Origin of the sequence: Methylomonas sp. (assembly GCF_023228165.1) — a bacterium.
Classification (GTDB): Bacteria; Pseudomonadota; Gammaproteobacteria; order Methylococcales; family Methylomonadaceae; genus Methylomonas.
This window is the reverse complement of record NZ_JALOBS010000009.1, coordinates 1-26,303: the sequence shown is the minus strand read 5'-3', so window position 1 is coordinate 26,303 and position 26,303 is coordinate 1. Positions and strand designations below refer to the sequence as shown.

Here is a 26,303-nt window from a genome sequence, read left to right as displayed (position 1 = left end):
GTATGATCTTATCGCTTTGCTAGAGAATACGGCCCGCAGTTGCCAGGGCGAACCAGGAACAGATAATTACAAATAGTGCCCAGAACCATGCGCTGAAAGATCCCGGTGGGGGGGGCTGGCCATATTCATTCTCGGCCGGCAAGCCTTTGGCGCAGGCAAAGTAAGCAATCAGCAGCACAGCGACCGGCCCCATGCCCAGGGTAAACACGTAAGCGAGTGCTGTTAGCCAGCTGGACCAGCCCAGGTCGTGGCCTCTCTTAATGCCGGCGAACATCGACACCAACAGGCACAAGATAGCCAACACAATCAGCACAGGCAGGGAACGCGCCGCGCCGCCCGTGCCATGGGTCGCAATGCCCAGTCCATACAGAAGCAGGCCGATAGCATTCACGGCGGGTAAAACGCCCAAAACGAAAAAACCGGCGCGGTTATATCTGAGTATGGCTGGCGTAGAGCCGGAAGAGGCTGGTTTGGCATTTTTATCCATGCGCTGTCCTTGGGTCTATTACCATAAAGTATCCGGCATTGCCGGGCCGTGAAGCCCGGCATAATACCATTCGGCAAGGTGTTGTTGCTTTCTATAGAAACCTCGCAAGTATACATGCGGCGGCAAACGGCTGCGCGATGTTTGGTATTTAGCGGAGGGCGGATGCCGGTTACGGTATACGGATAATTTCGCTTGGTTTGATAGAGGTTTACCGGCCGACTATACCGGTTATTTCGGCGCGCAAGACTGGAACAACATCCTCTTCGAACCAGGGGAAGGCTTTAACCTGCGATTGTTGCGTGGGCTGGGGGGTAACGCCATAATGCCCGGCCAGTATGCTTTCCATGTTTTGATAGTCGCGGCCTGGGAGGTTTTGGGATTGTCGCGCAGATGCCATTCTTGCGCATACCGGCCGATTAACAAAGTCAGCTTGATGTGTGCGTTTTCTGATCAAAACTGCCAGAAATTCCGATACCAAAACCACAGGGTATTCCAATCGCAAAACCGCCACCCATTCCGATATAAACCCGGCCAGATTTTGAACGCCTCGGATCGGCCACTATTCGACATTCAAGTTGCTGAAAAGCGTCTGTCATGAGCGGCAGGTACGGAAGGCATCACAGCCACACAACGCTATTAATCATTTGGTATTCCTCCTACCCAAAATAAAGATTACAAAACGGTATAGTTCTGGAAAGCTTCTCGTAAGGTCATTTGGCGTATTCTAAGTTCGGAGTTTGGCCATCCAGCTTGGTACAACCGCAATATTGATTTGAGCAAGTGAGGAAGAAATGAACACAGAGCCGCAAAAGATTCTAAGCAAAGTTCCAGAGGTCACTTTAGTCTTCTGGATTATAAAAATTCTGGCTACGACGCTTGGAGAGACCGGCGGAGATGCGGTATCCATGTCGATGGATCTTGGCTATCTGGTTGGCACTGCAATATTTGCCAGCATATTTATGGTTGCGGTATTCGTACAAATTTCCGCGAAGCAGTTCCATCCTATTATCTATTGGACCACCATTATCGCCACCACAACGGTTGGAACGACATTGGCTGATTTCGCGGATCGTTCTTTGGGTATCGGTTATGCGGGTGGAACAACCATACTGTTCACATTGTTGATCGCATCCCTGTTTATTTGGTATCGCGCACTGGGATCAATAGCCGTATACACGGTGAGCTCACCAAAATCGGAAATGTATTACTGGATAACCATCATGTTTTCGCAAACCTTAGGCACAGCCCTCGGAGATTGGACGGCTGATACGGCAGGTCTTGGATACAGCGGTGGCGCGATTCTGTTTGGCGCAATGTTGGCTGTGACTGCAGCAGCATATTACTGGACCAAAATTTCCCACACGCTACTTTTTTGGGCTGCATTCATTCTTACCCGGCCACTAGGTGCGGTGGTTGGCGATTTCCTTGATAAACCAATAAGCAAAGGGGGTTTGGAGCTAAGCCGTTATTCAGCATCAGCGGCTTTGTTCCTGTTAATCGTTGCTTTTATCTTCATGTTTTCGCATAAACCCGCAAAACAAGCGCATTGAGCATAGCTAAGGTATCAAGTTCATCCGGCTATGATGGCTTGAATTAACGCGTTTATAGTGGCTATTTTGTTTTAAAAAGGCAGGGATTAAGTAGCCAGTCCAAACAATCCATTTCTTATGATCGCCACAACAAACTTTTCGTTTGCCCTTACTTCTTAGCGGGTAGTCTCGGCGTCTTTGTGATTGTGTCGATGATGTATATCTGGGAAATGCGGGTGTTTATGGGTTATTACAGCATGCCCGTGTAAATGTGCGTGAGGCTCGCGTTCATCCCAGGCAAAATCATGTTGATGATTGTGATGCTCATCGTGGAAATGATTATGGGTATGTTCGAGCGGTATATGGGTATGGTTGTGCTCATGATGCTCGGTCAGATGTAACCAAACACCCACGCCCATCAGGATAGCGGCCAGCCAAAATGTTGGCGAAGCGGACTCGCCCAACAATGCTAAAGCCACAGTAGCGCCAATGAACGGTGCCGTCGAGAAATAAGCTCCCGTACGTGCCGCTCCCAAGCCACGCAACGCTAAAACAAATAGCACCAAACTTACTCCATAACCAATTAGCCCCAATATCATGATGGTTATCAAGCTGAACGCGTCTGGCAGCACGGTCCCGAAATATATCGCCAAACTGGTGTTTACTGTGCCAGCAATCAGACCTTTACTAGTGGCAATGAATAAAGCATCGGATGCAGCGACTTTGCGGGTTAAATTGTTGTCGATGGCCCAGCAGAGACAGGCAACTGTAATAGACAATGGACCCACCCAGCTAGTCATGCCTGTATCGCCTCCCGGCCAGGACAGCAACATACCACCAGCAACTATTGCCGACATGCCGAGCACGATACGTCGATCTGCATTCTCTTTGAAGACAAGCCATGCAATTACGGCAGTCAAAACCGCCTCAAGATTCAGCAAAAGCGATGCTGCCGATCCACTGATAAGTGGTAGACCAAACAATAAAGCAATGGGGGCGAGCACCCCCCCAAAAAGGATAGCACCTAGTAGCCATGGCCACTCTGACCAGGTAAGCAAAGGGGCGATCCAACCTTGATCCCTGATGAGTCTTACTATCGCTAATCCAATCCCACTACCCAGATACAGTAGTCCACCCAGCAACACAGGTGATAATTCACCAATTAGTAATTTAGCAATGGGGGTACTTGCTCCAAATAAAGCGGCGGCAAGTAGTGCATACAAAACGTTTGGATTCATGATTGAGTGACTACCTGCTAGTCGTGCGCGGTCGTTGCTATTGAATGCAATGCACAGGTATGTTCGGTAGTGCCTTGCTCTACTTGCAGCGTACTATGCTGAATGGAAAAAAGCTCTTTTAGAGTCTGTGCCAGGTCGTCCAAGAATGCGTCGCCGGGGTAAGCAGGTATCACCAAATGGACAGTTAAAGCACTTTCCGTGGTACTCATACCCCAGATGTGCAAATCGTGAATGTCCTTGACGCCTGGACATCGGCGCAGATGGTTTTCCACTGCGGATACATCAATGTGTGCTGGAACGGCGTTCAAAGCCAGTTGGATTGATTCGCGCAGCAGTCCCCATGTGCCAATTACAATCACAGCTACGATGAATAAACTCATTGCCGGATCAAGCCAATACCAGTCGGTGAATATCATCGCCACGCCGGCGATCACAACACCCAGCGACACAGCCGCATCGGCAGCCATGTGCAGGTAGGCTCCACGAATATTTAAATCCCCCTTACTTCCCTTTACGAACAACCAAGCCGATAAAACGTTGATTACGATACCAACACTTGCTACCAGCGTGACTGTTTGTCCAGCCACAATAGGAGGCACAGAAAAGCGCTGGATAGCCTCCCAGGCAATGGCACCACACGCAACCAGTAAGAGTATGGCATTCGCTAGTGCCGACAAAATCGAGGCACTACGCAGACCATAGCTGTAGCGCTCGCTAGAGGGCTTACTAGCGAGAATAGAAGCGCCCCATGCCAGTAGTAGACCCAGTACATCGGAGAGGTTGTGTCCAGCATCGGCCATTAAAGCGGTCGAGTTGGCAAGAAAGCCATAGGCGAATTCGATTACTACAAAAGCCATGTTTAGAACGATGGCGATGCCAAAGGCTTTACCATGATTGTCGATATTGCTATGTGCGTGTCCAGCGTGATCGTGATCATGGTCATGTAAATGATTGTGCGACATTAGTCTGCCTCCGGGTGAGGTTCTGCAATGTGTTCGAGCATGTTAGTTAGGATATCCGAGATGTGCTGATCTGCAGTGGCATAGAACACTTGTTTGCCGTGACGGTCGGCCTTGACGATACGAGCGGCTTTTAGTAACCGAAGATGATGGCTGACCAGCGAATTGCTCAAGTCGAGTTTGCTAGCAATGTCATTAACGGCAATCGGCTTATCAAGACAAGTCAAAACAATGCGCAATCGGGTATTGTCACCCAGCAGGCGAAAAAGGTCGGCGAGTTCGGACACTGGATTTTCAACAAGAGAATGCGCCATTTAAATGTAAACAATTGAATAGATGTTCATATGTTATTTAAACTACCGCCATAAGTAAAGAAATACTGAAGATGTCGTTTTGCTCCCAGCTTTCGCTCTACCGGCGCCCTCAATAATTCTCGACGAATCAAAAGTACAATCTTTGAGAGAGATTCGTCCGCAAACCACTACAATGAATAATTGAAAGCAGTTACATTACAAAATTGTATAGTTTTGGGAAGCTATCTGTAATGTAGTAGGGGTTAATCTATATCCCGAGTCAGGCAATCCTGTCTGACATCCACGAGGATCAATAGCATGAAAAACAAACAAGCCAAAATAGTCACAACGATATTTGCCATGATGATGGTCGGTAGTGCCATTAACCTGGCGCGAGCGACAGAAGCCAAAGATGAAGAAGTCAATGAGTTGCTGCTTTTTAGTCAAGCCAAAATTTCTTTACAAGAGGCGATTACAGCAGCCGAGCAAAAAACCGGCGGCAAAGCCATGGAGGCCGAATTAAATGATGAGTCCGCTGCCGTACAGTTTGAAGTCGAAATTGTCAAAAATGGTAAAGTCCATGAAGTGATCGTCGATGGCAAAACTGGCAAAGTACTCAAGATTTCCCTGGAGGATGACGCCAAAGAAGGCGCTGAAAACGGTAAAGAATAGGCTGTTAGCGCCGAGAAGTAATTTCCCGGTATTTTAAATTCATGAAAATATTAGTCATCGAAGATGATACACAAACCAGAAACTATGTAGTCACTGGTTTAAAAGAAGCAGGCCATACAGTGGATTCAGCGAAAGACGGCTGCGAAGGTCTGCTTCTAGCTCAAGACTCCCTCTATGACCTGCTCATTGTTGACCGCATGCTACCGGGACTTGATGGGCTTAGCCTAGTAAAAAAAATACGCAGTTTCGGTTGCTCCGTCTCGGTGTTGTTTCTAACCACGATGTGCGGGATTGACGACCGTGTTGAAGGTTTAAATGCCGGGGCGGACGACTACCTGGTCAAGCCGTTTGCATTTAGTGAATTGGATGCACGAGTGAACGCGCTTTTACGTAGGCCCAGAGAAACCGTGGCGCAGAACGTTTTACAAGTGGGTGAACTCGAAATTGACCGGATGAAAAGATCGGTCAGGCGCAATGGTGTATTGATCGACTTGCAACCCACCGAATTTCGCTTAATTGAATATCTTGTTCGTCATGCCGACCAAGTCGTCACTCGCACCATGTTGCTGGAAAATGTTTGGGATTTCCATTTTGACCCTAAAACCAATATTGTCGAAACCCATATTAGCCGCTTGCGTAGTAAGCTGAATGTCGGCGACAGAACAGATTTAATTCAAACCGTGCGCGGTTCGGGATATATGCTTCGTGAAACTATCTAGCCTTGTCAGCACGACCGGCTTTAAATTGTCGGCACTCTATTTAGGTTTGTTCTTATGTTCATTTCTAGCCATCGGCACCACGGTTTATCTATTGACCACACATTCTCTGGAGCAACAGCTCAGGAATAATTTGGAGTCCGAAATTGCCAGACTGAAAACGGAATATAAATCCGGCGGATTGCCGGAATTAATCGACGAGATTAATGAAGTTATTGATTCAAAATCGAATCATGCCTTGGAATACGGGGTGTTGAATCAGAATGGCCAATTGATAGCCGGTAGTCTCAGCCAATTTAAGCTTGCAGAAGGCTGGCAAATCCTCAAACTCAACCGTCCCATCAACAAGACAGCCAACGAGAAAGCCCTTTTTTTGGTTCGTATCATCGCTTTACCCAATCATATTTGGCTAGGGGTGGGCCATGACAGCGGTAATATTAACGATGCAGGAGAAGCCATTATTCAGGCTTTTTTATGGGGCTTCGGACTGGTGATTGTCCTAGGCATAATGGGAGGAATTTATATTAGCCATGCTTTTCTTACAAAAATCGACCGCATTACTCAATCAACCCAAGCCATTATTGCTGGAGACTTAAGCCATCGTTTGACGGTTTCGAAAAACCAAGATGAATTAGACAATCTGGCATTTTTGTTAAATCGGATGCTGGACAAAATGGGTACTTTAATTGCCAACGTTCAGCAGGTTTCCAACGATATAGCCCATGATTTACGTACCCCGGTCAGTCGTTTGAAATTCCGACTCGAAGCGGCTTTAATGTCAAACTTATCCGAAGAGCAATACAAAGAGCAGATTGCCAGTGCCATTACTGAAGCCGATACGATTCTGGAGACGTTTTCCGCGTTATTGAGGATTTCTCAAATCGAATCCCAATCCCGCCGTAGTGGGTTCAAGATGATCAATCTCAGCGACATTGTGATTGCGGTAGTCGATGCACTGAATCCGGCAGCTGAGGAACAAGGAAAAATAATTGCTTTTGATATTGAACAAGCTTGTGAGCTATACGGAGATAAAGAGCTTATGACGCAGCTTGTTTTTAATCTCTTGGAAAATGCTATCGTGCATACACCCGAACACAGCGGAATCACCGTTAACCTGCGCGCCTTTGATGACTGGGTTGAATTGATAATTGCCGACCACGGCCCAGGCATTACCGAAGCACAGCGCCAAAAAGTTTTTCAGCGTTTTTATCGGCTGGAGCAAAGCCGTACCAGGCCTGGTAACGGCCTTGGCTTAAGTATTGTAGCTGCCATTGTAGATCTGCATAACGGCAAAATAGTGTTATCCGATAACTACCCAGGCCTAAAAGCGGTACTCAATTTCCGAAAAAAAACGGATCAATTTACTTCAGTATGAATGCCAAGGTAAGCAAACCTGTTATCGTGATGTGGCTATGTTGGCTCGTTGGCTGTGCCCAATATCAAGCCAAGCCATTAACCGAACAAGCCATTCAACAACAGCTTGAAACACCCTAGAAGCAACGGTGACTTAACCACAGTCCCGCAGTCGATAGAAGTGAATTTATATTCAGATGACGGCGCGGTATTGAAAGCACAGGCAACGAAAGTGGCCAGTAATTTGGAAAATATTCCAGGCGTGGTTGATCTTAACAACGGCGTTATTCCAGCGGGCGATGCTATCAATCTTAGAGTGTTACGCGATAAAGCCGCCTTGGAAGGACTCAATCCCAATGCCGTCAAACAACCCCTGAATAGTTAACTAGCCGGAACTGTCACCACACAATTGCAAGAAGGCCCGAAGATGGTGAATTTACGCCTTTGGATACCTCAAAGTAACCGCTCAAGCACCCGCGCCATGAATGAATTACGCATCCGCTCCGCTGAAGGTCATTGGGTGCCGCTAAAAAAAATAGCGGAAATCACCACCGAAGTCGGGCAGGTGCAAATTAAACAGGATAACTTAAAACGTATGGTGGCTGTCACTGGCCGCATTAGCGGCCGCGATATGGGATTAACTGTTGCCGATGTCATTAAAGCCATGGATCAACCCGGATTACTGCCGCATAAAGCTTATTATATTTATACGAATATTTCCATGTGGCTCTATCGATGATGCTCACCACGCTCATGGCGGTTGCCGCGGTTTTTGTCGGTTTGTGGCTTAGCAACACCGAATTAAACATCACCGCGATGATGGGGATGGCCATGGTCATCGGTATCGTCACTGAAGTCAGTATTTTTTATATTTGGAATACCAAGGCCTGCCGAAATCAGAGGCGGGCATCCAGCGCATGATTACGGCTGGCAACAACCGCATGCGACCAATTGCCATGACCACAGTAGCGGCCATCTTGGCGCTCTTACCCTTAGCGATGGGTATCGGCGCCGGTTCTGAAATGCTGCAACCGCTGGCCATCGCCATCGTTTCGGGGCTTATTGTTCAGACGCCGTTGGTACTCATTGTGTTACCAAGTTTTTTAGTTCTACTCAATCAGTTAAAACCTAAAAAGTCTAATGAATACCGGCTCACCTCTACAATTAAGCGATCAAAATCATGCTTCATCCGATATGCCGACGATTTGCACGGCCACGGTTTCATTGTTAGGTTTAAACATAAATCCCGATCCCGAAATCATAATGGCCAAGCCCGGATCTAACCGGTGATCTATTAAGTTGATGCGGACATTCGAGATGTGTTTATTGTGCGGTTGCTGCCTGAAGTTCAGCCCTGGCGGATTTAATCACTCTGATGGCCGAACGTATCAACAGAAGCATAAGACATGACGCAACCGCAATATCCGGCCACCCTGAATCCGTCAGCCAGACCGCCCCGGCGGCAGCGAAAACGGCAAGATTAGATGCAATATCGTTTCTGGAGCATTCCCATACCGAACTCATATTGACATCATCCTGCCGATGACGCCAAAGAAGAAAGAGACATAAGGCGTTAGCGGCAAGACCGATAAGACTAAACACACCCATAATCTCAAAGATAGGCACAGTTGGCGCTATAAGCTTGGATACAATTTGGGCACCCACGGCCAAAGCGGCTAGAAAAATAAGCGTACCTTTGAATAAAGCCACTTTGGCCTTGACCGCGACACCACGCGAGACGGAATAAATGCTTAGACCATAGGTCAGTGCATCTCCAAGATTATCAAGACTATCGGATAGCAGAGCGGATGATCGGCCATAGAATGCAGCAACAACGATGACAAAAAACATAATAGCGTTAATGCCTAAAACGATTTGTAATGTTCCGCGTTGTCGTTCTTGTAGCCGATCCAAAGAACAATCATGATCACAGCAACCGCTCATTTTGAACACCTCATAAATAGTCTAATCAATCGACGAGTACTAAAAATTTTCCATTATCGTTATTCAGTTGCAGAACGCACTTAACGGCATTTTCCTCACCCGAAACAGCAAGATTGAGCACTGCGGCGGCCGATTCGGTGCATCAACAAATCGCATTCTCATGAAAAACGTCATCGTCTTGCCGGTCCTAATATACGCAATACACTTCAAATTTCGGTTATTTAATTCTCTTCCGCCCGTAACCCTCTCCTGTGGGAGAGGGAATGGAGTTACCGAAATTCGCCGTGCGATGGATAGTGTTATGGTAACGCATTTGTTATCGCTGTTTGGCAAAAAGCCACGTTTGTCATCCTTGGCTTATCGATGATTTTATAGCCGAATCGACCGTCTTAACCGCCGCTTAGGGCCAACAAAAGCTGCTGGAAGCCGTATTTGATCGATTTTTACTGTTGATTCCGCGTGGACGTCGAGACCTGCTCAGCTGAGGCCATTACCGTAAACCGAGCCGAATATGCTAATATTCATTACCCTCTCCAGCTAAAATTAAAATTCAGGCACGGATGCACGGATACTTTTAATCAAGGCGGCCGGCACCGGCGCTGCCTTTACCCGCGGCCGCGCGCAGCACCGGATAGTGTTGGGTGAATACCTGATCCTGGGCCGCTTTACTTTGATGGCAACCCATGCAGTTTTCGCCGGGCTGCGCTGCTGCAATTTTGCGTAACGCTTGACTGATTTCGACGGTAAACCGGAAAAAGCCCCAATGTCCTGGGGTATCCGGGAAATGCTGTTTACTTTTAACGCTGGCCTCAAGGCCGATATATTCGCCCTGAAAATAGCCGTTACCGCTGGCAGCTTGCTTACTGCCGACACTGACTAGTTCCTTGACGATCAACGTGCCGTCCGGGAATCCACCGGTTTTTTTCCAATCTGCCCAACTGGCCGGGTCTATATAAACGTTGTGAAATTCCGGAAAAGACGCTTTGCCGTTGTTCATATCGTTGGGAGTTAAAGGCGTGCCGATGAAAATCCACTCCCGATAACCGAGAGGTCTGACCAATTCGCCCGCAGATGTGAAATTTGCATAGCCCGACGAAGCTTGGGGAACGTTTTCGGCCGAGGCAAACGGTGACATGCTTAAACAAAGCAGCAATGCCGCGCTGCCGGAATAAATGGTGTTGGTAGTATTCATGACTGACTCCTGAAGCAAAGATAAGCAAATAAAGCGAACGGAGAGAAGGTGCGCTTTATCTTTGGGTAAACAGACTTGTTTACCCTGTCAAAAAATGTAAACCGATCTGTTTACTTTGTCAAGTCTTGTAAACCGATCTGTATACTTTTGTGGCTTTCTGTTAAGCTATAGACCGCAAAATCCCTACACCGGCAAACCATGGACAGCGAAGCAGACGCAAATAAAGCAGGCCTTTCCAAGCAGACACTCATTGTGGAAACGGCTTTTAGATTATTCAAACAAAACGGCTTTTACGCCACCGGCGTCGACATGATCATGCAGGAAGCTGGGATCTCGAAAAGAACCTTGTACAAGTATTTTCGGACTAAAGGCGAGTTGATTGTGGCAGTGTTGGCGTATTACCGGGCGAGCTATCAAAGTCATATGGCCACGGTGATAGACCCTAACAACAGACCGGCCCGCGATAACCTACTGGCTATCTTTGACGACGCCAAAACCTGGTTCGGCGACGCGCAGTTTCACGGCTGCCTGGCCGTCAATGCGATGGGTGAGTTTTCAGGTAAGGACCACGCTATAGAAGATGCCTGTACAGATTTCAAACGATGGGAAATTGAGGTTTTGCAAGGCTTGACCCAACAGATTAATCCAAATAAAGCCGACGAACTGGCTTATAAACTGTTTGTGTTGCTGGAAGGCATGTCCGCCATTGCCTTGGTGACCAAAGGCGACTATCCGGTGGATATGACGGCCATGGCTGCCGAGTTGATCGACCGTTATTGTTGAGGTTTGCTTTAGCGGGTGTTTCGGTTATTTGCACTGCCGGGCAGGAATACCCTTGAAGCGATTTCATTTTTTATTTAACGGCGAATCGCTAGTATACGGGACTTTTCCGGAAGGCACATATTTTGAGGCCGCTTCCAGGTGAAGGTCTTGATCATCGAAGAAAATGTGCGGTCTGAAAGCTCGAAGTACCTTTGATTTTTCCAGTCCGCCCAGAAAGAATACTTCATCCACATAGACGCCCCAGTGACGCAGCGTTTTAATCACTCTCATTTCCGCCGGCGAATTTCTCGCCGTGACAATTGCGATGCGAACCGGAGAAAACTCCACGCTAAACGGCAATCGGTCTTGAAGGCGCGATAGCTTTTTAAGCAAGGTGGCATAAGGCCCTTCCGGTATCGGGATATCTTGGTTTTTATCTTCGTTTGCATGAAAGCTGCCGAGCCCTTCCGCCTTGTAGACGATCTCGCTGCTATCGTCGAATAGAACAGCATCGCCATCGAATGCGATACGAACCTGTCCCTCGGGAATATCGCCAAAATCAATGGGAGGATTTTTGACGATTGCCGCGGCGCATGTCTTGCCGTCGATTACTTTCTGGGCATCGCTGATGTTGGTAGTCAGGAATAAGTCCACGTCGTAGGCATCCAGGTAATCGACGACAGATTCGCCGCCAGTAAAAGCATGGCGTGAGATGGACATTTTCCTGTCTCTGATGTTATTAAATACCCTTACACCGGTTTCCGGACTATTACGAGACATCACCACGACCTCGATTAATGGCGGTTCCCCCACGGGTTGATATCGATTCAAATCCAATAGCGCTTTTACCAACGGCATCCCGGTTCCATCGGTTAGTGGATCGTTTTCCCTGTCAAGCATGTATTCGCGATAGTGCTGAATCGCGGTATCTTTATTTTCAGCATATTTTGAGCGAAATACCGAATCGGCTTCGCTTAAATCAAACAGCGCTGTTGCTGTAACACCTATCACTAAAGTATCGGATAAATCCAATGCCACAATGTCTCCATACCCGCTCGTTCAAAGGCCACCGACTATAACCGGTAATGGACGGCTGTCAATTTTTTTCAGTCTCAGTGAAGGCGGGCGGGGAACGATAAGACCAGTAGGGTGTTATAGGAAATGACCGGATTGGATGGAAATCCAATCCGGCTTAAGATACTTTCAAGCTGGGTTTGCTAACACACAAACCCTGTTTGAGGACGTTAGGAATTATTCATGCGCCACAAAACGTTTTCTTTCCTCGGCGCCACGGCCCAGTGCTTTGGCCATCCAGGGCGGGGCGGCGTCGAAGACGCTTTGGAATTCGGTCAGCTTATCCACCGCATCGATCACGTCCGGCACCTTGATCGGATAGATGTCGGCGCGGATGACCTTGGCTGCCGCCGGGCCGCCGATGGACTGCACAAACAGCACATGGCAATCCTCAATCATGGTGGCGCGGAACAGGTTGCGGTCGTCGGCATTGTCGGCTTCTATTGTCGAACGGATGTCGATCAACCGGCATTCCGCGCGGGACAATTGGTAAACTAAAAAGCGGATACAGGAACCGAAATGGCCGTTTAACAGCGCGCCGCTATTGGAGGCCACGGCCACCCGGATCGATTCCGGAATGTCGCCTTCCTTGTAAGTTTGAATTTCCGGTAGACCTTCGTCTTCCTCTTCCTCGCCCCATAAATAACGCACCGCCAGTTTGATGTTTTCCAAACCGATGCCGATGTCTTCGCCGTCTTCTTCGCCGTCCAAACTGCCGATGCCGGTTTTCAGATTGGTGACGGTAATGGACTTGAGCTTATCATCGTCCAGCGGCGAGCCGACTTTTTCGTGCAAAATGCCGATCAGTTGTGGGACGTCTACGCCGGGCAGGACGCGCGTTGCCAGCGCGATACGTAAGGCCAGTTCTCGCGATAATTGATTCATAAATCACCTGTAGGTTTGTGATGTTCCTTCCAGCCGGCATAACCGCCCGCCAGACTGTAGACTTGTTTGAAGCCGAAATCGCAAAACATCTCCGCCAGATGCTCGCTGGCGTGGCCGAAATAGCAGTAAATCAGCATATCCCGGGCCTTATCGCCTTTTTTGATCAAGCTGTCGCGTAACTGTTCATGCACATGCATGGCGTTGTCGATGTGACCGGCGCGGTAGTCCTTTAACTCCCGGCAATCCAGGATTAAAGGGTCGGCGTCGGCGATGAGTTTTTCCGCCGCATCGGCGGTGACTGTTTTGAACGGCTTCATAATGCTTTACCTGATACTGATTTAGATCGGACCCACGGCGGCGGCTTTTTTGACCACAAAGGTTTTGCTCAAGGCATCTTCGAAGCTGAGCGTTTCGCCTTTGGGCTTAAAGTCTTTAGCGGCTTCAAAGACAGTGACGACTTTGTCTTCGGCGGATTGACCTTTCAAATCGGCTTTTTCGATATATAGCGTTTCCATGGTCTCGTTCCAAACCATGCCTTCCTTGTAGGGTAAAAGTCTGAAGGCGATGCCTTCCAACTCGATTTGCATGGCGGTTGAGATGTTTTCCACGTAAAACAGGGTTAAGGTATCCGGGGCGAGGAATTCTTTGTATTTTTCGATAAAGATGCCGATGTGTTGCAACTCATCGAACAGGCCGTTCACGAAAATAAATTTATTGCTGTCGGCCAGAATAGCGGTCTGGTGCAAGAGTAATTCGGGCGGTTTACGGTCGGTTGTGGAACCTTCGCGAAATGAACCTGGAATCAATACCAAGTCGCCCCGGTAAGCCCAAAGGCCTTTTTCGCTGGTTTCGCCCAATACATTGGTAATGAAGGTCAACCCTTCTTTGTCCAAGTTTTCAAGTAGCATGGAGTGTCTCCTGTTTAAAAAATTCGGTTAATCCGCATCGACGTCTACGCGGCGTCGTTGGACTTGTTGCGGATCGGCGGTGATTTTGCGGTAAATTTCCACCCGGTCGCCTTCCTTGATTGGGGCATCAAGCTTGGCCAGCTTGCCGAAAATACCGACTTTCTGGGTAGTCAAATCGATATACGGATATTGTTTTAGCACCCCGGATAACTCGATCGCCTGCTGTACGCTGCTGCCTTCGGGTACTTCCAGACGTAACCACAATTGCCGGTCGGCTTCCGCATAACACACCCCTACATTCATGGCTAGTCTCCCTTAACTGTCTTGTTCGGCTAATTGCAGGCTTTCAATCACCGCGCCGGGTGTTTGTTTTTGGGCGGCTTTTTTATCGAACAGGCGTTTGGCGGCCACCATAAAACCCAACATGATGAAGCCGCCGGGCGGCAAGGCCATTAACAGAAAGCCTTTGTATTCGGGAATGATGGTCAGTTCCATAAACCGGAAGCTTTCGCCCAACAACACGGAGGCATTGGCAAACAGGGTGCCGGCGCCGCTGATTTCCCGCGCCGCGCCCAATACCACCATGGCCAGGGTAAAGCCGACGCTCATCATAAAACCGTCCCACATCGACGGCATTAAGGGTTGCTTGGAGGCAAACGCTTCGGCGCGGCCTAAAATGACGCAGTTGGTGACGATTAATGGGATGAATAAGCCCAGCACTTTATGTAATTCGTGCATCCAGGCGTTCAAAAACAGATCCACCAAGGTCACCAAGGCGGCTATCAACAGTACGAAAATCGGAATGCGGATTTCCGTCGGGATCAAGTGACGATTAAAAGACACCGCGGCATTAGACGCCACCATCACCACCATGGTCGCCAGGCCCATGCCCAGGCCGTTAGTGGCGGTACCGGTTACCGCCAATAAGGGGCACAAGGCCAGATTTTGGGTCAACACCACGTTGTTGTCCCACAAGCCGTCTTTGGCGATTTTTCGGTAGGGTTCGGAAAATAAGCTGGATAGTTTCATCTCGAAGTCTCCTTGGGGAGCGGCGCAAAATTTTGCAACGTTACAACAATTTAGGGTTCTGATACGTTGGGCAAACCTAGCAATTCCGGGCGATTGGCTTGATAAAAATCCAGGCCGCGTTTGATGGCCTGGACTACTTTGCGTGGGGTAATGGTGGCGCCGGCAAATTGATCGAACACCCCACCATCTTTTTTGACCGCCCATTGCGCCGCAGTCAGGTTATCCAGCGATTTACCGTTAAAACCCAGCGCCCATTTGGATTTGCTGATTTCTATCTTGTCACCCAAACCGGGGGTTTCCACATGGGCGATTACCCGCACGCCCAGAATTTCGCCCTTTGTGTTCACGCCCATCACCAAGCTGATCGGGCCGGCGTAGCCGTCCGGGGCGATAAACTTGAAACATACCGCCGACACGTTGCCGGCTTTTTTGGCCAGATAAACCATGGTCTCCGCCGCGCCGATATTGTGCTCGGCCGAGGCCAGGGTCATGGTGTCTTCCAGCAGGTTGTTGTCGTATAAATCGGCCGGTACCACGGCTTCCAGGCTGGCTTTTAAATCTTCATCCAGGCGCTGTTGAATCACATCGCGGGTGGCCAGATCGGCAAAACCCAATAAAACGCTGGCCAGCAAAGCAAATACAGCCAGCACGCCGGCCTGATAGCTCAATCTAGGCCGCCATAGCGCCAGATTGTCCGGTGCCAGGAAAGCCAGCAATTTTTGCTTGGCAGCCGACGCGTTTTTCAGCTCGGGAGCTTGAGCGGCGGGTTGTTCGTGTGCGGGGTCGGAACTCATGATGATTCTCTCGGCTAGCTGACGTCTATGGGTTTGCCGTTACGGTAGCGCCCGTAAATGCGGGGGCGAATGTAATGGTCGATTAACGGGGTGACCGCGTTCATCAACAAAATGGCAAAGCCGGTGCCTTCCGGATAACCGCCCCAGCTGCGGATGATGAAAATAAGGGCTCCGCAACCGGCGCCGAAAATCACTTGTCCTACCGGTGTGTTGGGGGAGGTGACGTAATCGGTGGCGATAAAGAAAGCCACCAGCATGACCGCGCCGGAATTCAGATGTACCCATGGGCCCAGGTAATGCTGGCTGTCAATCAGGTGAAACAGACTGGACAGCAAGGCGATACTAAGCAACAGCGACGCCGGAATCTGCCATTTGATGATGCCGTCCCGAATCAGCCACAGCCCGCCCAACAAAATCAACAGCGTGGAAGTTTCGCCCAGGCTGCCGCGTTCCCAGCCGATGAAAGCCAGAATGGCGGAGTAATCGTGCAACAGGCCAGGCAAGGTTTGATGCACGGAAAAACCGGTTTTCACGGCGCCCAGGGTTGTGGCGCCCGTCACGCCATCCAGATCGGACAAGCCGGAAAAGGTAATCGACAGGCTTTCCATGATGCCTGGGCCTAACAGGATGGGTTTAACATTGACCCAGGTGGTCATCTCGATCGGAAACGAAATCAGCAAGGCTACCCGTGCCAGCATGGCCGGATTAAAAACATTTTGGCCCAGGCCGCCGTATACCTGTTTGCCTAGGATGATGGCGATCGCCGCGCCCACGACGCCTATCCACCAAGGCGCCCAAGGCGGCAGGGTCATGACCACCAGCAGACCGGTGAGGATGGCGGAACCGTCGCGTAAATAAGGTGCGGCGGCAACTCCCTTTAACTTCAGGCAAACCGCTTCGAACAATACCGCGGAAAATATCGTCACGGCACACAAATACAAGGCCGGCCAGCCGAAGATGAAGATTCCCCAGGCCGTGGCCGGTAGCAGCGCGTAAATCACTTTACGCATAATGCTGTCTACACTGCGGACGGCGACGACATGAGGGCCGCTGACAGGTTTGATACTCATTGGACTTCCTCCGCGGTGGCTTTGTTGCCGGCTTCGCTAATACTTTGCTGGGCCTGTTGGGCTTGTTGTTTGGCCAATTCCTGTTCGCGGGCCCTGGCCGCGCGCGCTTCCATCACCCGGCGGGCTTCGGCTTCCTGTTCCAGGCGGATGCGCTCCATGCGTTGGGTGCGGTCGTCCATCAGACGTTTGGTTTGTTCGGATTTGTGGTCCATCTGCTGGCGCTTATACAACTCACCCGAGGCGAACTTGAAGTAGTGCACTAACGGAATATTAGACGGACACACGTAGGAACAGCTACCGCAATTGATGCAATCTTTTAAACCTAAATCGACGGCGGCATCCAGCTGGTTGGCGCGGATGCGGCTGGCCATTTCCAGCGGCAACAAACCGACCGGGCAAGCCGTTATGCAAGTCGAGCAGCGGATGCAGGGTTTGACTTCCGGAATTTCGATATCCTGTTCGGATAGTGCCAAAATGCCGTTGCAGGCCTTGACCACCGGCACTTCGCTGATAGGCAGCGCGTCGCCCATCATCGGCCCGCCCATGATCAAGCGGGCCACCCGGCTTTTGTCGACCAAGCAGAAATCCAATACTTCGGAGATTAAAGTGCCGATCAATACTTCTACGTTTTGTGGTTTGGCCACCGCACTGCCGGAGACGGTGACTACCCGGGTAATCAGCGGCTGGTTCAGACAGACCGCCCGATAGACGGCATGAGCGGTTGCCACATTGTGTATTACCACGCCTATATCGGTGGCGCGGCCATCGGCTGGAATTTCCCGACCGGTCAGGTAGCGCAGCATTTGTCTGTCCCAACCCATGGGGTAACGGGTGGGCACTTGCACCACATTAATGTTGGTAAATTCGGCGCAAGCCTCGCGCATGGCGAGATAGGCTTCCGGTTTATTGTCTTCGATACCGACGGTGGCTTCGGGAGCCCCCATTCCACGCAGCATCAAACGGATGCCGGTGACAATTTCGCTGGCCCGTTCCTGCATCAATCTATCGTCGCAGGTCAGATAGGGTTCGCATTCGCCGGCGTTAATCAGCAAGGTATGAATTTTATTCTTGCGGCCCAAATCCAGTTTTACCGCCGACGGAAATACCGCTCCACCCAGGCCGACTACACCTGCCGCACCGACCAATGCACAGATTTCTTCCGCCGCCAGCGCCAGCGGATCATCAGGCTTTTGGATGGGAGTCCATTGATCCAGACCATCGGTTTCGATGACGATGGTGCGGATCGGCAATGCGGAAGGGTGCGGTGCCGGGAAATCCAATACATCGGCTATCAGGCCCGAACTGGGGGCATGTACCGGCGCGGAAATGGTGCCTTGGCTATACGCCAGCAACTGGCCTTTCAGTACTTTTTCGCCGACTTTGACCAAGGGCTCGGCCGGTTTGCCGACGTGTTGTTGTACCGGGATATACAGCTTTTTCGGCAACGGCATGTCCAAAGCAATCGGTACGCCCGAGGTTTCGGTTTTGTGCTCTTCGGCATGAATGCCGCCGCGCAGCCTGGGATTTTCGAATAAAGCCAGCATGCAGGTTCTCCGTTTAAGCCGCGGCCATGGGTTTAGGCCAGCGCCAATCGCGCAGAGTCACTTCGACCGGATGCATTTGCAGACATTCTGTTGGGCAGACGTTGATACACTTTTCACAGCCTATACAGGCATCGGCCACTACGGCATGAATCTGTTTGGGAGCGCCGACGATGGCATCGGTGGGGCAGACTTTAAAGCAGCGGGTACAGCCGGTGCAGGTATCTTCGCTGACGCGGGCCACCATGGGTTCGGCGTCTTTGGTTTGGCTTAAATCGACATCCACGCCCAGCAATTTTGCCAACTGTTCCACCAGCGAAGTGCCGCCTGGAGGGCAAAGCGTAACAGGCGCCGAACCCGAGACCACCGCTTCGGCGGCGGGCCGGCAACCGGGGAAGCCGCATTGGCCGCATTGCGAACCCGGCATCAGGGCTTCCACCTTTTCGAGCAAGGGGTCGGATTCCACCCGCAGATATTTGGCGGCGATACCTAAACTCAAGCCCAGGAACAAGCCCAGTGCGGTGAGGATAATGATGGCTGATAGAATGTACATAATCCGTCTCGGTGGTTCAGAATATGCCTGCGGCTTTAAAAGTGCCGTAGCTGCGGCGGTTGTTTAATTCGGCGGTTCCGACAGTCGGGCGGCTAGCCGCGTGTCCGCCGAAAAGGGTTCGATGCAAACGTGCTGTTTTCATTTGGTATAAAGGCCGGCAAAGCCCATGAATGCCAGGGACAGAATGCCGGCGGTGATGAATGCTATCGGCGTGCCCGAAAAAAGAGCCGGTACAGCCATCAACGCCAGGCGTTCACGGAGACCGGCAAACAGCACCATCACCAGGGTAAAACCCATTGCCGCGCCAAAGCCGAACATCAGGCTTTGCACGAAGTTATAATGTTCTTGGATGTTAAGCAGCGCTACACCCAGAACCGCACAATTGGTGGTAATCAAAGGCAGAAAAATGCCCAAGACCTGATACAGAACCGGGCTGGTTTTGTGAATCACCATTTCGGTGAATTGCACCACCGCGGCAATAACCAGGATGAAGCCCAGCACCCGCAAAAAGCCGATATCGAAGGGCATTAATAAGCGGTGTTCCAATACCCAGCTGGCGGCCGAAGCCAAGGTCAGCACGAAGGTGGTGGCCAGCCCCATGCCCAGGGCGGAATCGAGTTTGTTGGAGACCCCCATAAAGGGGCATAAACCCAAAAACTTTACCAACACTACATTGTTGACTAATGCTGTACCTAGAATCAGCAGTAAGTATTCGCCCATCGCCTTAACACCCAGTTGTTTGTAAACGATTGAGCATCATCTATGCCAACAATTCCAGTGGGGTTAAGCGGGCAGATTTAGTGCATTTGCGGTCTTTTGCGGTGCGGATGAGCTGTACCAAACAACACACATGCCGGAGAGGTGGATTAAAAATTGTCGTAAAGCCTACAAAATCCTGATACTAACAAGGGTTATAGCGATGCGGATTTGTTACAAAGCCCCAATTTAAAAATATTGGCGTTTAATTTGCTAATAAATGTATAGTCGATTCAATCAACCAGAGTCAGTAATGAGCAAAATAACACCGGATTTTCTACCTGACCAGATCGCAGCCGAAGTGGCTGACTTGATCGCACCAGGCATCGACTCACTCAATCCCGAAAGGAGTGATAACTCGAAAACTGTACCTTTGTCACTATTTGTGGCTTCGGTTGAACAAGCGCCTATCGCGATTTCCATTACCGATAAGAAAGCCAACATACTTTATATAAACAATGCGTTTACTCAGGTTACCGGCTATTTGGCAGCCGAAATTCTGGGGCAAAACGAATCAAAACTTTCCGATAAATGTACTCCCAGGCAGGTTTACTACGACCTTTGGCACACTATTTCCCGTAAGCAAGTCTGGCACGGTCAGCTGGTTAACCGGCGCAAGCAGGGGCAGCGCTATCTGGCGGACCTGACTATTGCTCCCATGCTGGACGAACAGGGCGCCATCAGCCATTACATTGGTATGCACCGCGATGTCACTCAGGCGCATTATGCCGAGCAGCAAGTCAACAACCAAAAGCAATTGATAGAGTCGGTTTTGAACGCCTCGCCGGTTGCCATGGTAGTGCTGGATAGTGCCAACAGTATCGTGCTGGATAATCAGATGTACAAAATGTTGATCAGCGAGCTGGGTTACGCCGAGCCGGCTCTGTTTTTTTTGGATGCCTTGCAACAAGACATGGGGGATTTGTGGTCGACGCTGGCCGCTCAGCCGCAAGGCTTTGTGAATCGGGAGATCCGGGTCGAGGGTATAGGCCGTCGGGGTACGCGCTGGTTTTCCTGTTCCGGCAACTGGTTTTGCGAAAACGGTACCGATGCCGACAACTTTTTCTCCCGGCAGTCCAGCAATTACCTGCTGCTGACCATTAACGACATCAGCCTGCAACGCAGTCAGCAAGAGAAACTGCAATTGCATACCCTGCGGCAATTGATGTCCGAAGAAGAGCATATACGCAGCATCCGCGAAACGCTGCTGGGCGCCATGCACCAAATTCGCCAGCCCCTGAACCAGATTAGCGCGGCTATTCAAATCATGAGTCAGCGGAACGACAGCCAAAATCAATCGCTAAAAGACTTGTTAAGCCAGGTACAAGCCAGGGGCGAGGAAACGCTGGAAACCTTGCGGCGTTGTGTGCCGGAAATTCCCGAAACTGCCGTGACGTCGGTGAATATCAACCAACTACTGCATGAAACCATGCTGTTGCATAGTCAAAAATTCCTGGCCAACGGCGTGGTGGTGGATTGGTTGCCCAACCCGGTTTTACCATCCGTACTCGGCTCGGCCAACAAATTACGCATGTTATTTAAACAGCTCATCGATAATGCCGTCAACGCCATGAATCGGGCCGGGGTTAATGAACGGCTGATCAATATCAGCACTAGCACCGATCATGATTGGGTGCGGGTGGCCATATCCGACAGCGGTCCGGGGATACCCGCCAATCAACGCCAAAAAGTATTCGAACCGTTTTTTACCACGCATCAAAGTCTGGGCGGCGCTCAAGCCGGAATGGGTTTAGTAATGGCACGGGAAATTGTCAGCCAGCATGGCGGTATTATTGAAATCGATCCGGAATATAAAAATGGTTGCCGGTTTAATATCAGCTTTCCCAGCCAACAGCATTCGTTGGGGGTAAGTATTCATGAATGATCGCGCCACACTGGTTGAGTCTGAACTGGATACGCTGTTTCTGGTGAGTCAGCTGCTCAACAGCACGCACGATATGCGTAATAAACTTAAAGGCATTTTGGAAATTTTGCATAAGCGCTCCGGCCTGCACTTTGGGATGATCACGCTACGCGATGTCGATAACGACAGCATGAGCATTTGCGAAATTTATGGCGACGATATCGATCGCAGTATCCGTTACCAGCCTGGCGAAGGCTTGGTGGGCGCGATTCTGGACGAGGGCTGCACCATCGTTGTGGAACGCATTGCCGATGAGCCGCGCTTTTTGAGCCGCCTGGGTGTGTACAACCCGGATCTACCTTTTATCGGTTCGCCGTTGGCGGTTGAGCAAGGCGAAGTGGTGGGCATATTGGCAGCACAACCGTGCGATTCGAGCTTTCTAGGCGAACGGGCTCGTTTTCTGGAAATGGTGGCCAATCTGATTGCGCACAGCGTCAATTCGGTGCGGGCCATGGAGCGCAAACAAACCGAACTGGTTAACGAGCGGGATTTTCTGAAACAAGCGCTGGTGAAAAATTACCGTTTCGAAAACATCATCGGCCATTCCGAGCCGATGCTGAAAGTGTTCGACATTATCCGTCAGGTGGCAAAATGGCATACTACGGTATTGATTCGCGGCGAATCCGGTACCGGTAAGGAAGTGGTGGCCAACGCCATACACTTTAATTCGAATTGTGCCAGCGGCCCGTTTTTGAAACTCAATTGCGCGGCATTGCCGGACACTTTGTTGGAGTCGGAATTGTTCGGCCACGAAAAAGGCGCCTTCAGTGGCGCCATCGGCCAACGCAAGGGCCGCTTTGAACTGGCCGACAACGGCACCTTGTTTTTGGATGAAGTGGGGGAAATTTCCGCGTCGTTTCAAGCCAAATTACTGCGTGTGCTGCAGGAGGGCGAGTTCGAACGGGTAGGTGGGGTCAGGACTTTGAAAGTCAATGTGCGTATCATCGCCGCCACCAATCGTAATTTGGAAAAAGATGTGGCGGACGGCATGTTTCGGGAGGATTTGTATTATCGTCTGAATGTCATGCCGATCAACATGCCGCCCTTGCGCGACCGCATTGAGGATGTTCCCGAATTGGCGAGCTTTTTATTAAACCGTATTTCCAAACAACAAGGCGGCAGGCTGTTGGAACTCAAGGAAAGCGCACTGCGCATTTTGATGAAACATAACTGGTCCGGCAACGTGCGGGAGCTGGAAAACCGCCTGGAGCGCGCGGCCATCATGAGCCACGATGGTATCATCGATCGGGATGTCATCATCAGCACCGGCCTGGAAGACGAAATCAGCCTTAGCCGACCGCAACCGGCCGCACCGATCCGGATGATGGATCTACATGACGAAGACCTGGACGAACGCGAACGCGTGATAGCCGCTCTGGAGCAATGCGGTTGGGTGCAAGCCAAGGCCGCCCGCATGCTGGATATGACGCCGCGCCAGATCGCCTATCGGATTCAGACCCTGAATATTAGTGTTAAACAGATCTGATCCAGGCGGCGGATGCTGATTCTGAATCGGTATGAAAAATAGCCGCCGGGCCTTGGGCTACTGAATTATTATGCGGTTAACTCTTACCTCGGGAAGCACTGAATGCCAAAATTAAGCGATTACTTTGATTATCGGATCGATGCGGACGGCAATGCTTATCTGCAGGTGATGTTGCGCGGCAGTTTGTTGCTGCGCCTGCCTGCCATTAATAAGGGAACGGCGTTTTCCATTGCGGAGCGCGTCGAACTGGGGCTGGATGGGCTGTTGCCGCCCCAGGTTAGAACGCTTGAACAGCAAGTGGATGCCTTGTACCTAAATTATCAAATTCAGCCGAATGATATTGCCAAGTATCAATTTCTGCGGGCAGTCCATGACCGCACGGATGTGCTGTTTTTCGCGTTGTTGGAACGGCATCTGGAAGAAATGGTGCCTATTGTCTATACGCCTACGATTGGTTTGGTGGTTAAACAATTCAGTTCCTTGTTCAACACGCCGCGCGGGTTGACGTTATCGGTTGATAATATCGACCGTGTCGATAGCGTGCTGGAACACTACCCGATGCAGGATATTCGCATGATCGTGGTGACCGATGCCTCGGCAATACTCGGTATCGGCGACCAAGGCATGGGCGGTTTGGCGATTTGTATCGGCAAGCTGTCTTTGTATACGGCCGGCGGCGGCTTATGTCCGTTTCAAACTTTACCGGTCAATCTGGATGTGGGGACCGATAGAGAAGAGTTAGTGAATAATCCGACCTATTTGGGTGTTCGAACCAAACGCCTGCAGGGTGAGGCATATTGGGCGGTGGTGGATAAATTTGTGGCCGCGGTCCGAAAAAGATGGCCTAAAGCCATTATTCAATGGGAAGACTTTGCCAAGCACGTGGCTTTCGATGTGCTGGAACGCTATAGACACCAAATTCCGTGTATCAATGACGATATTCAAGGTACCGGTGCGATGGCGTTGGCGGGTTTGATTTTAGCCTGTCGGCAAAAGGGCGAAACCTTGCTTCAGCAGACCATCGTCGTGGTCGGGGCCGGTGCGGGCGGTATCGGTGTCGCCAGTGCTATTATGCAAGGCCTGATTCGGGCCGGTTTGTCGCCGGAACAAGCCCTTAGGCAAATTTTTGTGGTAGACGCACATGGTTTGGTGCTTGCCGAGTCGACTATCGAAGACTACAAATTACCCTTGGCTCACGATAAACAAATTTTTCAAGAATGGCCGATACAGTCTGATCATATTCCGTGTTTGCTGGAGGTGGTGGCGAATGCCAAAGCGGGGGTTTTAATCGGTCTTTCCGGCGTGGCCGGATTGTTTTCTGAAACCATTATCAAAACCATGTCCGCAAACCATCAACGGCCTATCGTTTTTCCGTTATCCAATCCCAACGATAATTGCGAAGCCACGCCTAAAGACATACTAGAGTGGACGAATGGACAAGCCATCATAGCGACCGGCAGCCCCTTCGCGGATGTTGAATACCAAGGACAGCGTTATCAGATTGCTCAAGGCAACAATGCCTTTATTTTTCCAGGATTGGGTTTTGCGGCGGTACTGGCCGAGTGCAGTCGTATTAGCGAGGCCATGGTGCAAGAGGCCGCTTACGCCTTGGCCGATTACACCGAGGAACATTGTCTGTCGGCCGGGCAGATCTTTCCGCCGATTTCCGACTTGAGAAAAGTCAGTCTGTATGTGGCAACTCGCGTGTTGGCGAAAGCATTGGAAGACGGTTCCGCCTGTCGCACGGACTTGGCCGGCATCGATCTGGAGGCCTATATCAAAGCCAATCTCTGGCAAGCCAAGCATTTGCCGGTCAAATACGCCACGATCGGTTAAATCATCGGCCGCCCATCCATATAGCCCCACGCTGGGCGTGGGGTTGCGGGACTGTGAGGCGGAAGGGGATGTCATCAACAAAACCCGCGTTAGGCTGCCTGGCGGGTTTGCACTTGTTCCAGCAAATCCTTGCAATCGGCTTCGATTAATTCAAACCCCAATTTTCCAGCAAAGCGTTTTTCCTTGTCGGTTGGATTTTTACGTAAAAACCAGCCTCTGTGTTGGTCGGCGTCATAGGTTATGTCGCTCATTACCATACGTTCCGAGTCGCGGTTTAAAGGTAAACCGATCAATAGATATTTTTTACCTTTACGATATTCCTTTAAGAAATCCGGAATGGCAAAGCCACCCATTAATTCGGTGATGTAATCGACGTAGTCGGCGTCAGAGGCAACGTAGTTGGACTCGGGTCTAGGTGTGCCCATCGGTTTAAATAGGATAGGCAGCTTTTTGTCGACCTGATTTTGTGCGACTTCGAAATAAGCCTGGCCGTCGTATTGATAGATTTTGAAGCGATAGTCATTGCCCACTACGCGAGCCAAACCGACGATTAACGTGTGTTCTTCGTCGGCATAACTGTCTTGTAATTGCGTGTCGCGGTTAATATCGATCACAAAATTGGGTTTCCATTCCGCCACCCAGTCGTGAATCGCGGCACGGCTATATTTGGTGTCTCGATAGGTTTTATCCAGAAACTGGCCGAGGAAATTACGGCCGCGTTTCAGCTCCTGATTCATGGCCGCCCGTGGGAATTCATACATCAATTTAGGCGCCATCGGTTTGCCGCCGTTCATGGCCAAAATCAGGCTATCGCTGTCGGCTGGCATGGGCGCGCCGCTGACTTTGCTGACGGCGTCGAACAACACCCCCGGCCCCAGATAAGGCACGACTTGATTGTCATAAAGACCGCTGAGGATTTCGGAAAATACGGATTCGGACATGGGTGAACTCCTAATAAATAACCACTATTTAGTAGGCTTAAGCAATATTCAATCCAGTTTTGCATACAGCCGTTGTTGAGGTTGCCGGACGGCAAAAATCAAGGTATGGCCCCAGTGGGGCACGGGTTAGACAGATGTATTAAATCACGGATATTTGTAGGGTTTATCACAATAAAGCGGTATTTAAACGGTTATGGGTCAATCGATACAAAACCGTCCAAACTGTAATGGTCAACAAAAACCGGACACCTGTTCAGACAGCGTTTCTATAAAATTCCCGCTCGAATTCGATTGGGGATTGATAACCCAATGTTGAGTGTGATCGGCGGCCATTGTAAAAGGCCAAATAATCGATCACGCC

The 26,303-nt window shown here is 50.3% G+C and carries 31 protein-coding genes and 1 pseudogene; 12 read left to right on the top strand and 20 right to left on the bottom strand.

Annotated elements, in window-relative coordinates:
* Window positions 1–19: 19 nt before the first annotated feature.
* Together M0R33_RS08230 and M0R33_RS08225 are read right to left on the bottom strand one after the other, a co-directional pair.
* Entirely contained in the window at window positions 20–487 is a 468-nt protein-coding gene (locus M0R33_RS08230; RefSeq protein WP_292567707.1) for a DUF805 domain-containing protein, read from the bottom strand.
* Between the two features lie 208 nt (window positions 488–695).
* Window positions 696–884 carry a hypothetical protein gene (locus tag M0R33_RS08225; RefSeq protein ID WP_292567705.1) on the bottom strand — a complete coding sequence of 63 codons (189 nt, stop codon included), beginning with the start codon at window positions 882–884 and terminating at the stop codon, window positions 696–698.
* Window positions 885–1,278: 394 nt separating this feature from the next.
* On the opposite strand from M0R33_RS08225, the gene M0R33_RS08220 reads away from it, so the two are divergent.
* Complete coding sequence (locus tag M0R33_RS08220; protein ID WP_292567703.1) at window positions 1,279–2,037, top strand: hypothetical protein; 759 nt, start codon at window positions 1,279–1,281, stop codon at window positions 2,035–2,037.
* Window positions 2,038–2,192: 155 nt separating this feature from the next.
* Here M0R33_RS08220 and M0R33_RS08215 read toward each other — a convergent pair whose 3' ends face one another.
* Genes M0R33_RS08215 through M0R33_RS08205 form a run of 3 tightly spaced genes read right to left on the bottom strand, consistent with a single transcriptional unit; the run spans window position 2,193 to window position 4,527 of the window.
* Window positions 2,193–3,254: a DMT family transporter gene (locus M0R33_RS08215; protein WP_292567701.1), complete on the bottom strand. Its 1,062-nt coding sequence runs from the start codon at window positions 3,252–3,254 to the stop codon at window positions 2,193–2,195.
* A 17-nt stretch (window positions 3,255–3,271) separates the two neighbouring features.
* Window positions 3,272–4,216 (bottom strand): cation diffusion facilitator family transporter, encoded by a 945-nt coding sequence (locus M0R33_RS08210; protein ID WP_292567700.1) that lies wholly within the window; start codon window positions 4,214–4,216, stop codon window positions 3,272–3,274.
* Entirely contained in the window at window positions 4,216–4,527 is a 312-nt protein-coding gene (locus tag M0R33_RS08205) for a metalloregulator ArsR/SmtB family transcription factor (protein ID WP_292567698.1), read from the bottom strand. Before M0R33_RS08205 ends, M0R33_RS08210 begins: the two co-directional genes overlap by 1 nt.
* Window positions 4,528–4,824: 297 nt before the next feature.
* On the opposite strand from M0R33_RS08205, the gene M0R33_RS08200 reads away from it, so the two are divergent.
* The 7 genes and pseudogenes from M0R33_RS08200 (at window position 4,825) to M0R33_RS08170 (ending at window position 8,530) form a co-directional block, all read left to right on the top strand.
* A complete protein-coding gene (locus M0R33_RS08200; RefSeq protein ID WP_292567696.1) occupies window positions 4,825–5,178 on the top strand; it encodes a PepSY domain-containing protein in 354 nt (117 codons plus the stop codon).
* A 41-nt stretch (window positions 5,179–5,219) separates the two neighbouring features.
* On the top strand, window positions 5,220–5,897 hold the full coding sequence (locus tag M0R33_RS08195; RefSeq protein WP_292567694.1) for a response regulator transcription factor: 678 nt from the start codon (window positions 5,220–5,222) through the stop codon (window positions 5,895–5,897).
* A 130-nt stretch (window positions 5,898–6,027) separates the two neighbouring features.
* Window positions 6,028–7,269 carry a HAMP domain-containing sensor histidine kinase gene (locus M0R33_RS08190; protein ID WP_292567692.1) on the top strand — a complete coding sequence of 414 codons (1,242 nt, stop codon included), beginning with the start codon at window positions 6,028–6,030 and terminating at the stop codon, window positions 7,267–7,269.
* On the top strand, window positions 7,266–7,388 hold the full coding sequence (locus tag M0R33_RS08185) for a hypothetical protein (protein WP_292567690.1): 123 nt from the start codon (window positions 7,266–7,268) through the stop codon (window positions 7,386–7,388). The genes M0R33_RS08190 and M0R33_RS08185 overlap by 4 nt, the downstream gene beginning before the upstream one ends.
* A 40-nt stretch (window positions 7,389–7,428) precedes the next feature.
* The gene (locus tag M0R33_RS08180) at window positions 7,429–7,632 is read left to right on the top strand and encodes a hypothetical protein (protein ID WP_292567688.1); all 204 of its coding nucleotides are present in this window, start codon (window positions 7,429–7,431) and stop codon (window positions 7,630–7,632) included.
* A gap of 42 nt (window positions 7,633–7,674) precedes the next feature.
* Window positions 7,675–8,168: pseudogene (locus M0R33_RS08175) on the top strand (efflux RND transporter permease subunit).
* Window positions 8,165–8,530, top strand: a complete 366-nt coding sequence (locus tag M0R33_RS08170) for an efflux RND transporter permease subunit (RefSeq protein WP_292567686.1) — start codon at window positions 8,165–8,167, stop codon at window positions 8,528–8,530. Before M0R33_RS08175 ends, M0R33_RS08170 begins: the two are co-directional and overlap by 4 nt.
* 40 nt (window positions 8,531–8,570) lie before the next feature.
* Here the strand turns inward: M0R33_RS08170 and M0R33_RS08165 are convergent, their stop codons facing one another.
* Window positions 8,571–9,191 (bottom strand): cation transporter, encoded by a 621-nt coding sequence (locus tag M0R33_RS08165; protein ID WP_292567684.1) that lies wholly within the window; start codon window positions 9,189–9,191, stop codon window positions 8,571–8,573.
* A 574-nt stretch (window positions 9,192–9,765) separates the two neighbouring features.
* Entirely contained in the window at window positions 9,766–10,383 is a 618-nt protein-coding gene (locus M0R33_RS08160; protein ID WP_292567682.1) for a cytochrome P460 family protein, read from the bottom strand.
* Between the two features lie 198 nt (window positions 10,384–10,581).
* On the opposite strand from M0R33_RS08160, the gene M0R33_RS08155 reads away from it, so the two are divergent.
* Complete coding sequence (locus tag M0R33_RS08155; RefSeq protein ID WP_292567680.1) at window positions 10,582–11,166, top strand: TetR/AcrR family transcriptional regulator; 585 nt, start codon at window positions 10,582–10,584, stop codon at window positions 11,164–11,166.
* Window positions 11,167–11,229: 63 nt separating this feature from the next.
* On the opposite strand, the gene M0R33_RS08150 is transcribed toward M0R33_RS08155, so the two are convergent.
* The 11 genes from M0R33_RS08150 to rsxA form a co-directional block, all read right to left on the bottom strand.
* Window positions 11,230–12,183, bottom strand: coding sequence for a 5'-nucleotidase (locus M0R33_RS08150; RefSeq protein WP_292567678.1), 954 nt, complete (start codon window positions 12,181–12,183; stop codon window positions 11,230–11,232).
* A gap of 213 nt (window positions 12,184–12,396) precedes the next feature.
* Window positions 12,397–13,104 carry a dinitrogenase iron-molybdenum cofactor biosynthesis protein gene (locus tag M0R33_RS08145; protein ID WP_292567676.1) on the bottom strand — a complete coding sequence of 236 codons (708 nt, stop codon included), beginning with the start codon at window positions 13,102–13,104 and terminating at the stop codon, window positions 12,397–12,399.
* On the bottom strand, window positions 13,101–13,421 hold the full coding sequence (locus M0R33_RS08140; protein WP_292567674.1) for a rhodanese-like domain-containing protein: 321 nt from the start codon (window positions 13,419–13,421) through the stop codon (window positions 13,101–13,103). The genes M0R33_RS08145 and M0R33_RS08140 overlap by 4 nt, the downstream gene beginning before the upstream one ends.
* Before the next feature lie 21 nt (window positions 13,422–13,442).
* Window positions 13,443–14,012: a hypothetical protein gene (locus M0R33_RS08135; protein WP_292567672.1), complete on the bottom strand. Its 570-nt coding sequence runs from the start codon at window positions 14,010–14,012 to the stop codon at window positions 13,443–13,445.
* A gap of 27 nt (window positions 14,013–14,039) precedes the next feature.
* Window positions 14,040–14,315: an RnfH family protein gene (locus M0R33_RS08130; RefSeq protein WP_292567670.1), complete on the bottom strand. Its 276-nt coding sequence runs from the start codon at window positions 14,313–14,315 to the stop codon at window positions 14,040–14,042.
* Between the two features lie 12 nt (window positions 14,316–14,327).
* Window positions 14,328–15,041, bottom strand: coding sequence for an electron transport complex subunit E (locus M0R33_RS08125; protein WP_292567668.1), 714 nt, complete (start codon window positions 15,039–15,041; stop codon window positions 14,328–14,330).
* A 50-nt stretch (window positions 15,042–15,091) separates the two neighbouring features.
* On the bottom strand, window positions 15,092–15,835 hold the full coding sequence (gene rsxG / locus M0R33_RS08120) for an electron transport complex subunit RsxG (RefSeq protein WP_292567666.1): 744 nt from the start codon (window positions 15,833–15,835) through the stop codon (window positions 15,092–15,094).
* A 14-nt stretch (window positions 15,836–15,849) separates the two neighbouring features.
* Complete coding sequence (locus M0R33_RS08115) at window positions 15,850–16,905, bottom strand: RnfABCDGE type electron transport complex subunit D (protein WP_292567664.1); 1,056 nt, start codon at window positions 16,903–16,905, stop codon at window positions 15,850–15,852.
* A complete protein-coding gene (gene rsxC, locus M0R33_RS08110; protein ID WP_292567662.1) occupies window positions 16,902–18,449 on the bottom strand; it encodes an electron transport complex subunit RsxC in 1,548 nt (515 codons plus the stop codon). Before rsxC ends, M0R33_RS08115 begins: the two co-directional genes overlap by 4 nt.
* 13 nt (window positions 18,450–18,462) lie before the next feature.
* Entirely contained in the window at window positions 18,463–18,999 is a 537-nt protein-coding gene (gene rsxB / locus M0R33_RS08105; protein ID WP_292567660.1) for an electron transport complex subunit RsxB, read from the bottom strand.
* 138 nt (window positions 19,000–19,137) lie between these two features.
* Complete coding sequence (gene rsxA / locus M0R33_RS08100; protein WP_292567658.1) at window positions 19,138–19,719, bottom strand: electron transport complex subunit RsxA; 582 nt, start codon at window positions 19,717–19,719, stop codon at window positions 19,138–19,140.
* Window positions 19,720–20,008: 289 nt separating this feature from the next.
* Between rsxA and nifL the strand changes: the two genes are divergently transcribed.
* The 3 genes from nifL to M0R33_RS08085 all read left to right on the top strand — a co-directional run bounded on the left by nifL (window position 20,009) and on the right by M0R33_RS08085 (window position 25,001).
* The gene (nifL, locus tag M0R33_RS08095; RefSeq protein ID WP_292567656.1) at window positions 20,009–21,640 is read left to right on the top strand and encodes a nitrogen fixation negative regulator NifL; all 1,632 of its coding nucleotides are present in this window, start codon (window positions 20,009–20,011) and stop codon (window positions 21,638–21,640) included.
* The gene (gene nifA / locus M0R33_RS08090) at window positions 21,633–23,165 is read left to right on the top strand and encodes a nif-specific transcriptional activator NifA (protein WP_292567654.1); all 1,533 of its coding nucleotides are present in this window, start codon (window positions 21,633–21,635) and stop codon (window positions 23,163–23,165) included. The genes nifL and nifA overlap by 8 nt, the downstream gene beginning before the upstream one ends.
* Window positions 23,166–23,267: 102 nt before the next feature.
* Entirely contained in the window at window positions 23,268–25,001 is a 1,734-nt protein-coding gene (locus M0R33_RS08085) for an NAD-dependent malic enzyme (RefSeq protein ID WP_292567652.1), read from the top strand.
* Window positions 25,002–25,090: 89 nt separating this feature from the next.
* Here the strand turns inward: M0R33_RS08085 and M0R33_RS08080 are convergent, their stop codons facing one another.
* Together M0R33_RS08080 and M0R33_RS24390 are read right to left on the bottom strand one after the other, a co-directional pair.
* Entirely contained in the window at window positions 25,091–25,942 is an 852-nt protein-coding gene (locus M0R33_RS08080; protein ID WP_292567650.1) for an SIR2 family protein, read from the bottom strand.
* 253 nt (window positions 25,943–26,195) lie between these two features.
* Window positions 26,196–26,303 (bottom strand): IS3 family transposase (locus M0R33_RS24390; protein ID WP_366043435.1); only part of this gene is annotated, 108 nt, incomplete at its 5' end.

Coding starts and splice junctions, on each gene's coding strand:
- M0R33_RS08230 (WP_292567707.1), bottom strand. CDS start 487: ATGGATAAAAATGCCAAACCAGCCTCTTCCGGCTCTACGCCAGCCATA.
- M0R33_RS08225 (WP_292567705.1), bottom strand. CDS start 884: ATGGCATCTGCGCGACAATCCCAAAACCTCCCAGGCCGCGACTATCAA.
- M0R33_RS08220 (WP_292567703.1), top strand. CDS start 1,279: ATGAACACAGAGCCGCAAAAGATTCTAAGCAAAGTTCCAGAGGTCACT.
- M0R33_RS08215 (WP_292567701.1), bottom strand. CDS start 3,254: ATGAATCCAAACGTTTTGTATGCACTACTTGCCGCCGCTTTATTTGGA.
- M0R33_RS08210 (WP_292567700.1), bottom strand. CDS start 4,216: ATGTCGCACAATCATTTACATGACCATGATCACGATCACGCTGGACAC.
- M0R33_RS08205 (WP_292567698.1), bottom strand. CDS start 4,527: ATGGCGCATTCTCTTGTTGAAAATCCAGTGTCCGAACTCGCCGACCTT.
- M0R33_RS08200 (WP_292567696.1), top strand. CDS start 4,825: ATGAAAAACAAACAAGCCAAAATAGTCACAACGATATTTGCCATGATG.
- M0R33_RS08195 (WP_292567694.1), top strand. CDS start 5,220: ATGAAAATATTAGTCATCGAAGATGATACACAAACCAGAAACTATGTA.
- M0R33_RS08185 (WP_292567690.1), top strand. CDS start 7,266: ATGAATGCCAAGGTAAGCAAACCTGTTATCGTGATGTGGCTATGTTGG.
- M0R33_RS08170 (WP_292567686.1), top strand. CDS start 8,165: ATGATTACGGCTGGCAACAACCGCATGCGACCAATTGCCATGACCACA.
- M0R33_RS08165 (WP_292567684.1), bottom strand. CDS start 9,191: ATGAGCGGTTGCTGTGATCATGATTGTTCTTTGGATCGGCTACAAGAA.
- M0R33_RS08160 (WP_292567682.1), bottom strand. CDS start 10,383: ATGAATACTACCAACACCATTTATTCCGGCAGCGCGGCATTGCTGCTT.
- M0R33_RS08155 (WP_292567680.1), top strand. CDS start 10,582: ATGGACAGCGAAGCAGACGCAAATAAAGCAGGCCTTTCCAAGCAGACA.
- M0R33_RS08145 (WP_292567676.1), bottom strand. CDS start 13,104: ATGAATCAATTATCGCGAGAACTGGCCTTACGTATCGCGCTGGCAACG.
- M0R33_RS08140 (WP_292567674.1), bottom strand. CDS start 13,421: ATGAAGCCGTTCAAAACAGTCACCGCCGATGCGGCGGAAAAACTCATC.
- M0R33_RS08135 (WP_292567672.1), bottom strand. CDS start 14,012: ATGCTACTTGAAAACTTGGACAAAGAAGGGTTGACCTTCATTACCAAT.
- M0R33_RS08130 (WP_292567670.1), bottom strand. CDS start 14,315: ATGAATGTAGGGGTGTGTTATGCGGAAGCCGACCGGCAATTGTGGTTA.
- M0R33_RS08125 (WP_292567668.1), bottom strand. CDS start 15,041: ATGAAACTATCCAGCTTATTTTCCGAACCCTACCGAAAAATCGCCAAA.
- rsxG (WP_292567666.1), bottom strand. CDS start 15,835: ATGAGTTCCGACCCCGCACACGAACAACCCGCCGCTCAAGCTCCCGAG.
- M0R33_RS08115 (WP_292567664.1), bottom strand. CDS start 16,905: ATGAGTATCAAACCTGTCAGCGGCCCTCATGTCGTCGCCGTCCGCAGT.
- rsxC (WP_292567662.1), bottom strand. CDS start 18,449: ATGCTGGCTTTATTCGAAAATCCCAGGCTGCGCGGCGGCATTCATGCC.
- rsxB (WP_292567660.1), bottom strand. CDS start 18,999: ATGTACATTCTATCAGCCATCATTATCCTCACCGCACTGGGCTTGTTC.
- rsxA (WP_292567658.1), bottom strand. CDS start 19,719: ATGGGCGAATACTTACTGCTGATTCTAGGTACAGCATTAGTCAACAAT.
- nifL (WP_292567656.1), top strand. CDS start 20,009: ATGAGCAAAATAACACCGGATTTTCTACCTGACCAGATCGCAGCCGAA.
- nifA (WP_292567654.1), top strand. CDS start 21,633: ATGAATGATCGCGCCACACTGGTTGAGTCTGAACTGGATACGCTGTTT.
- M0R33_RS08085 (WP_292567652.1), top strand. CDS start 23,268: ATGCCAAAATTAAGCGATTACTTTGATTATCGGATCGATGCGGACGGC.
- M0R33_RS08080 (WP_292567650.1), bottom strand. CDS start 25,942: ATGTCCGAATCCGTATTTTCCGAAATCCTCAGCGGTCTTTATGACAAT.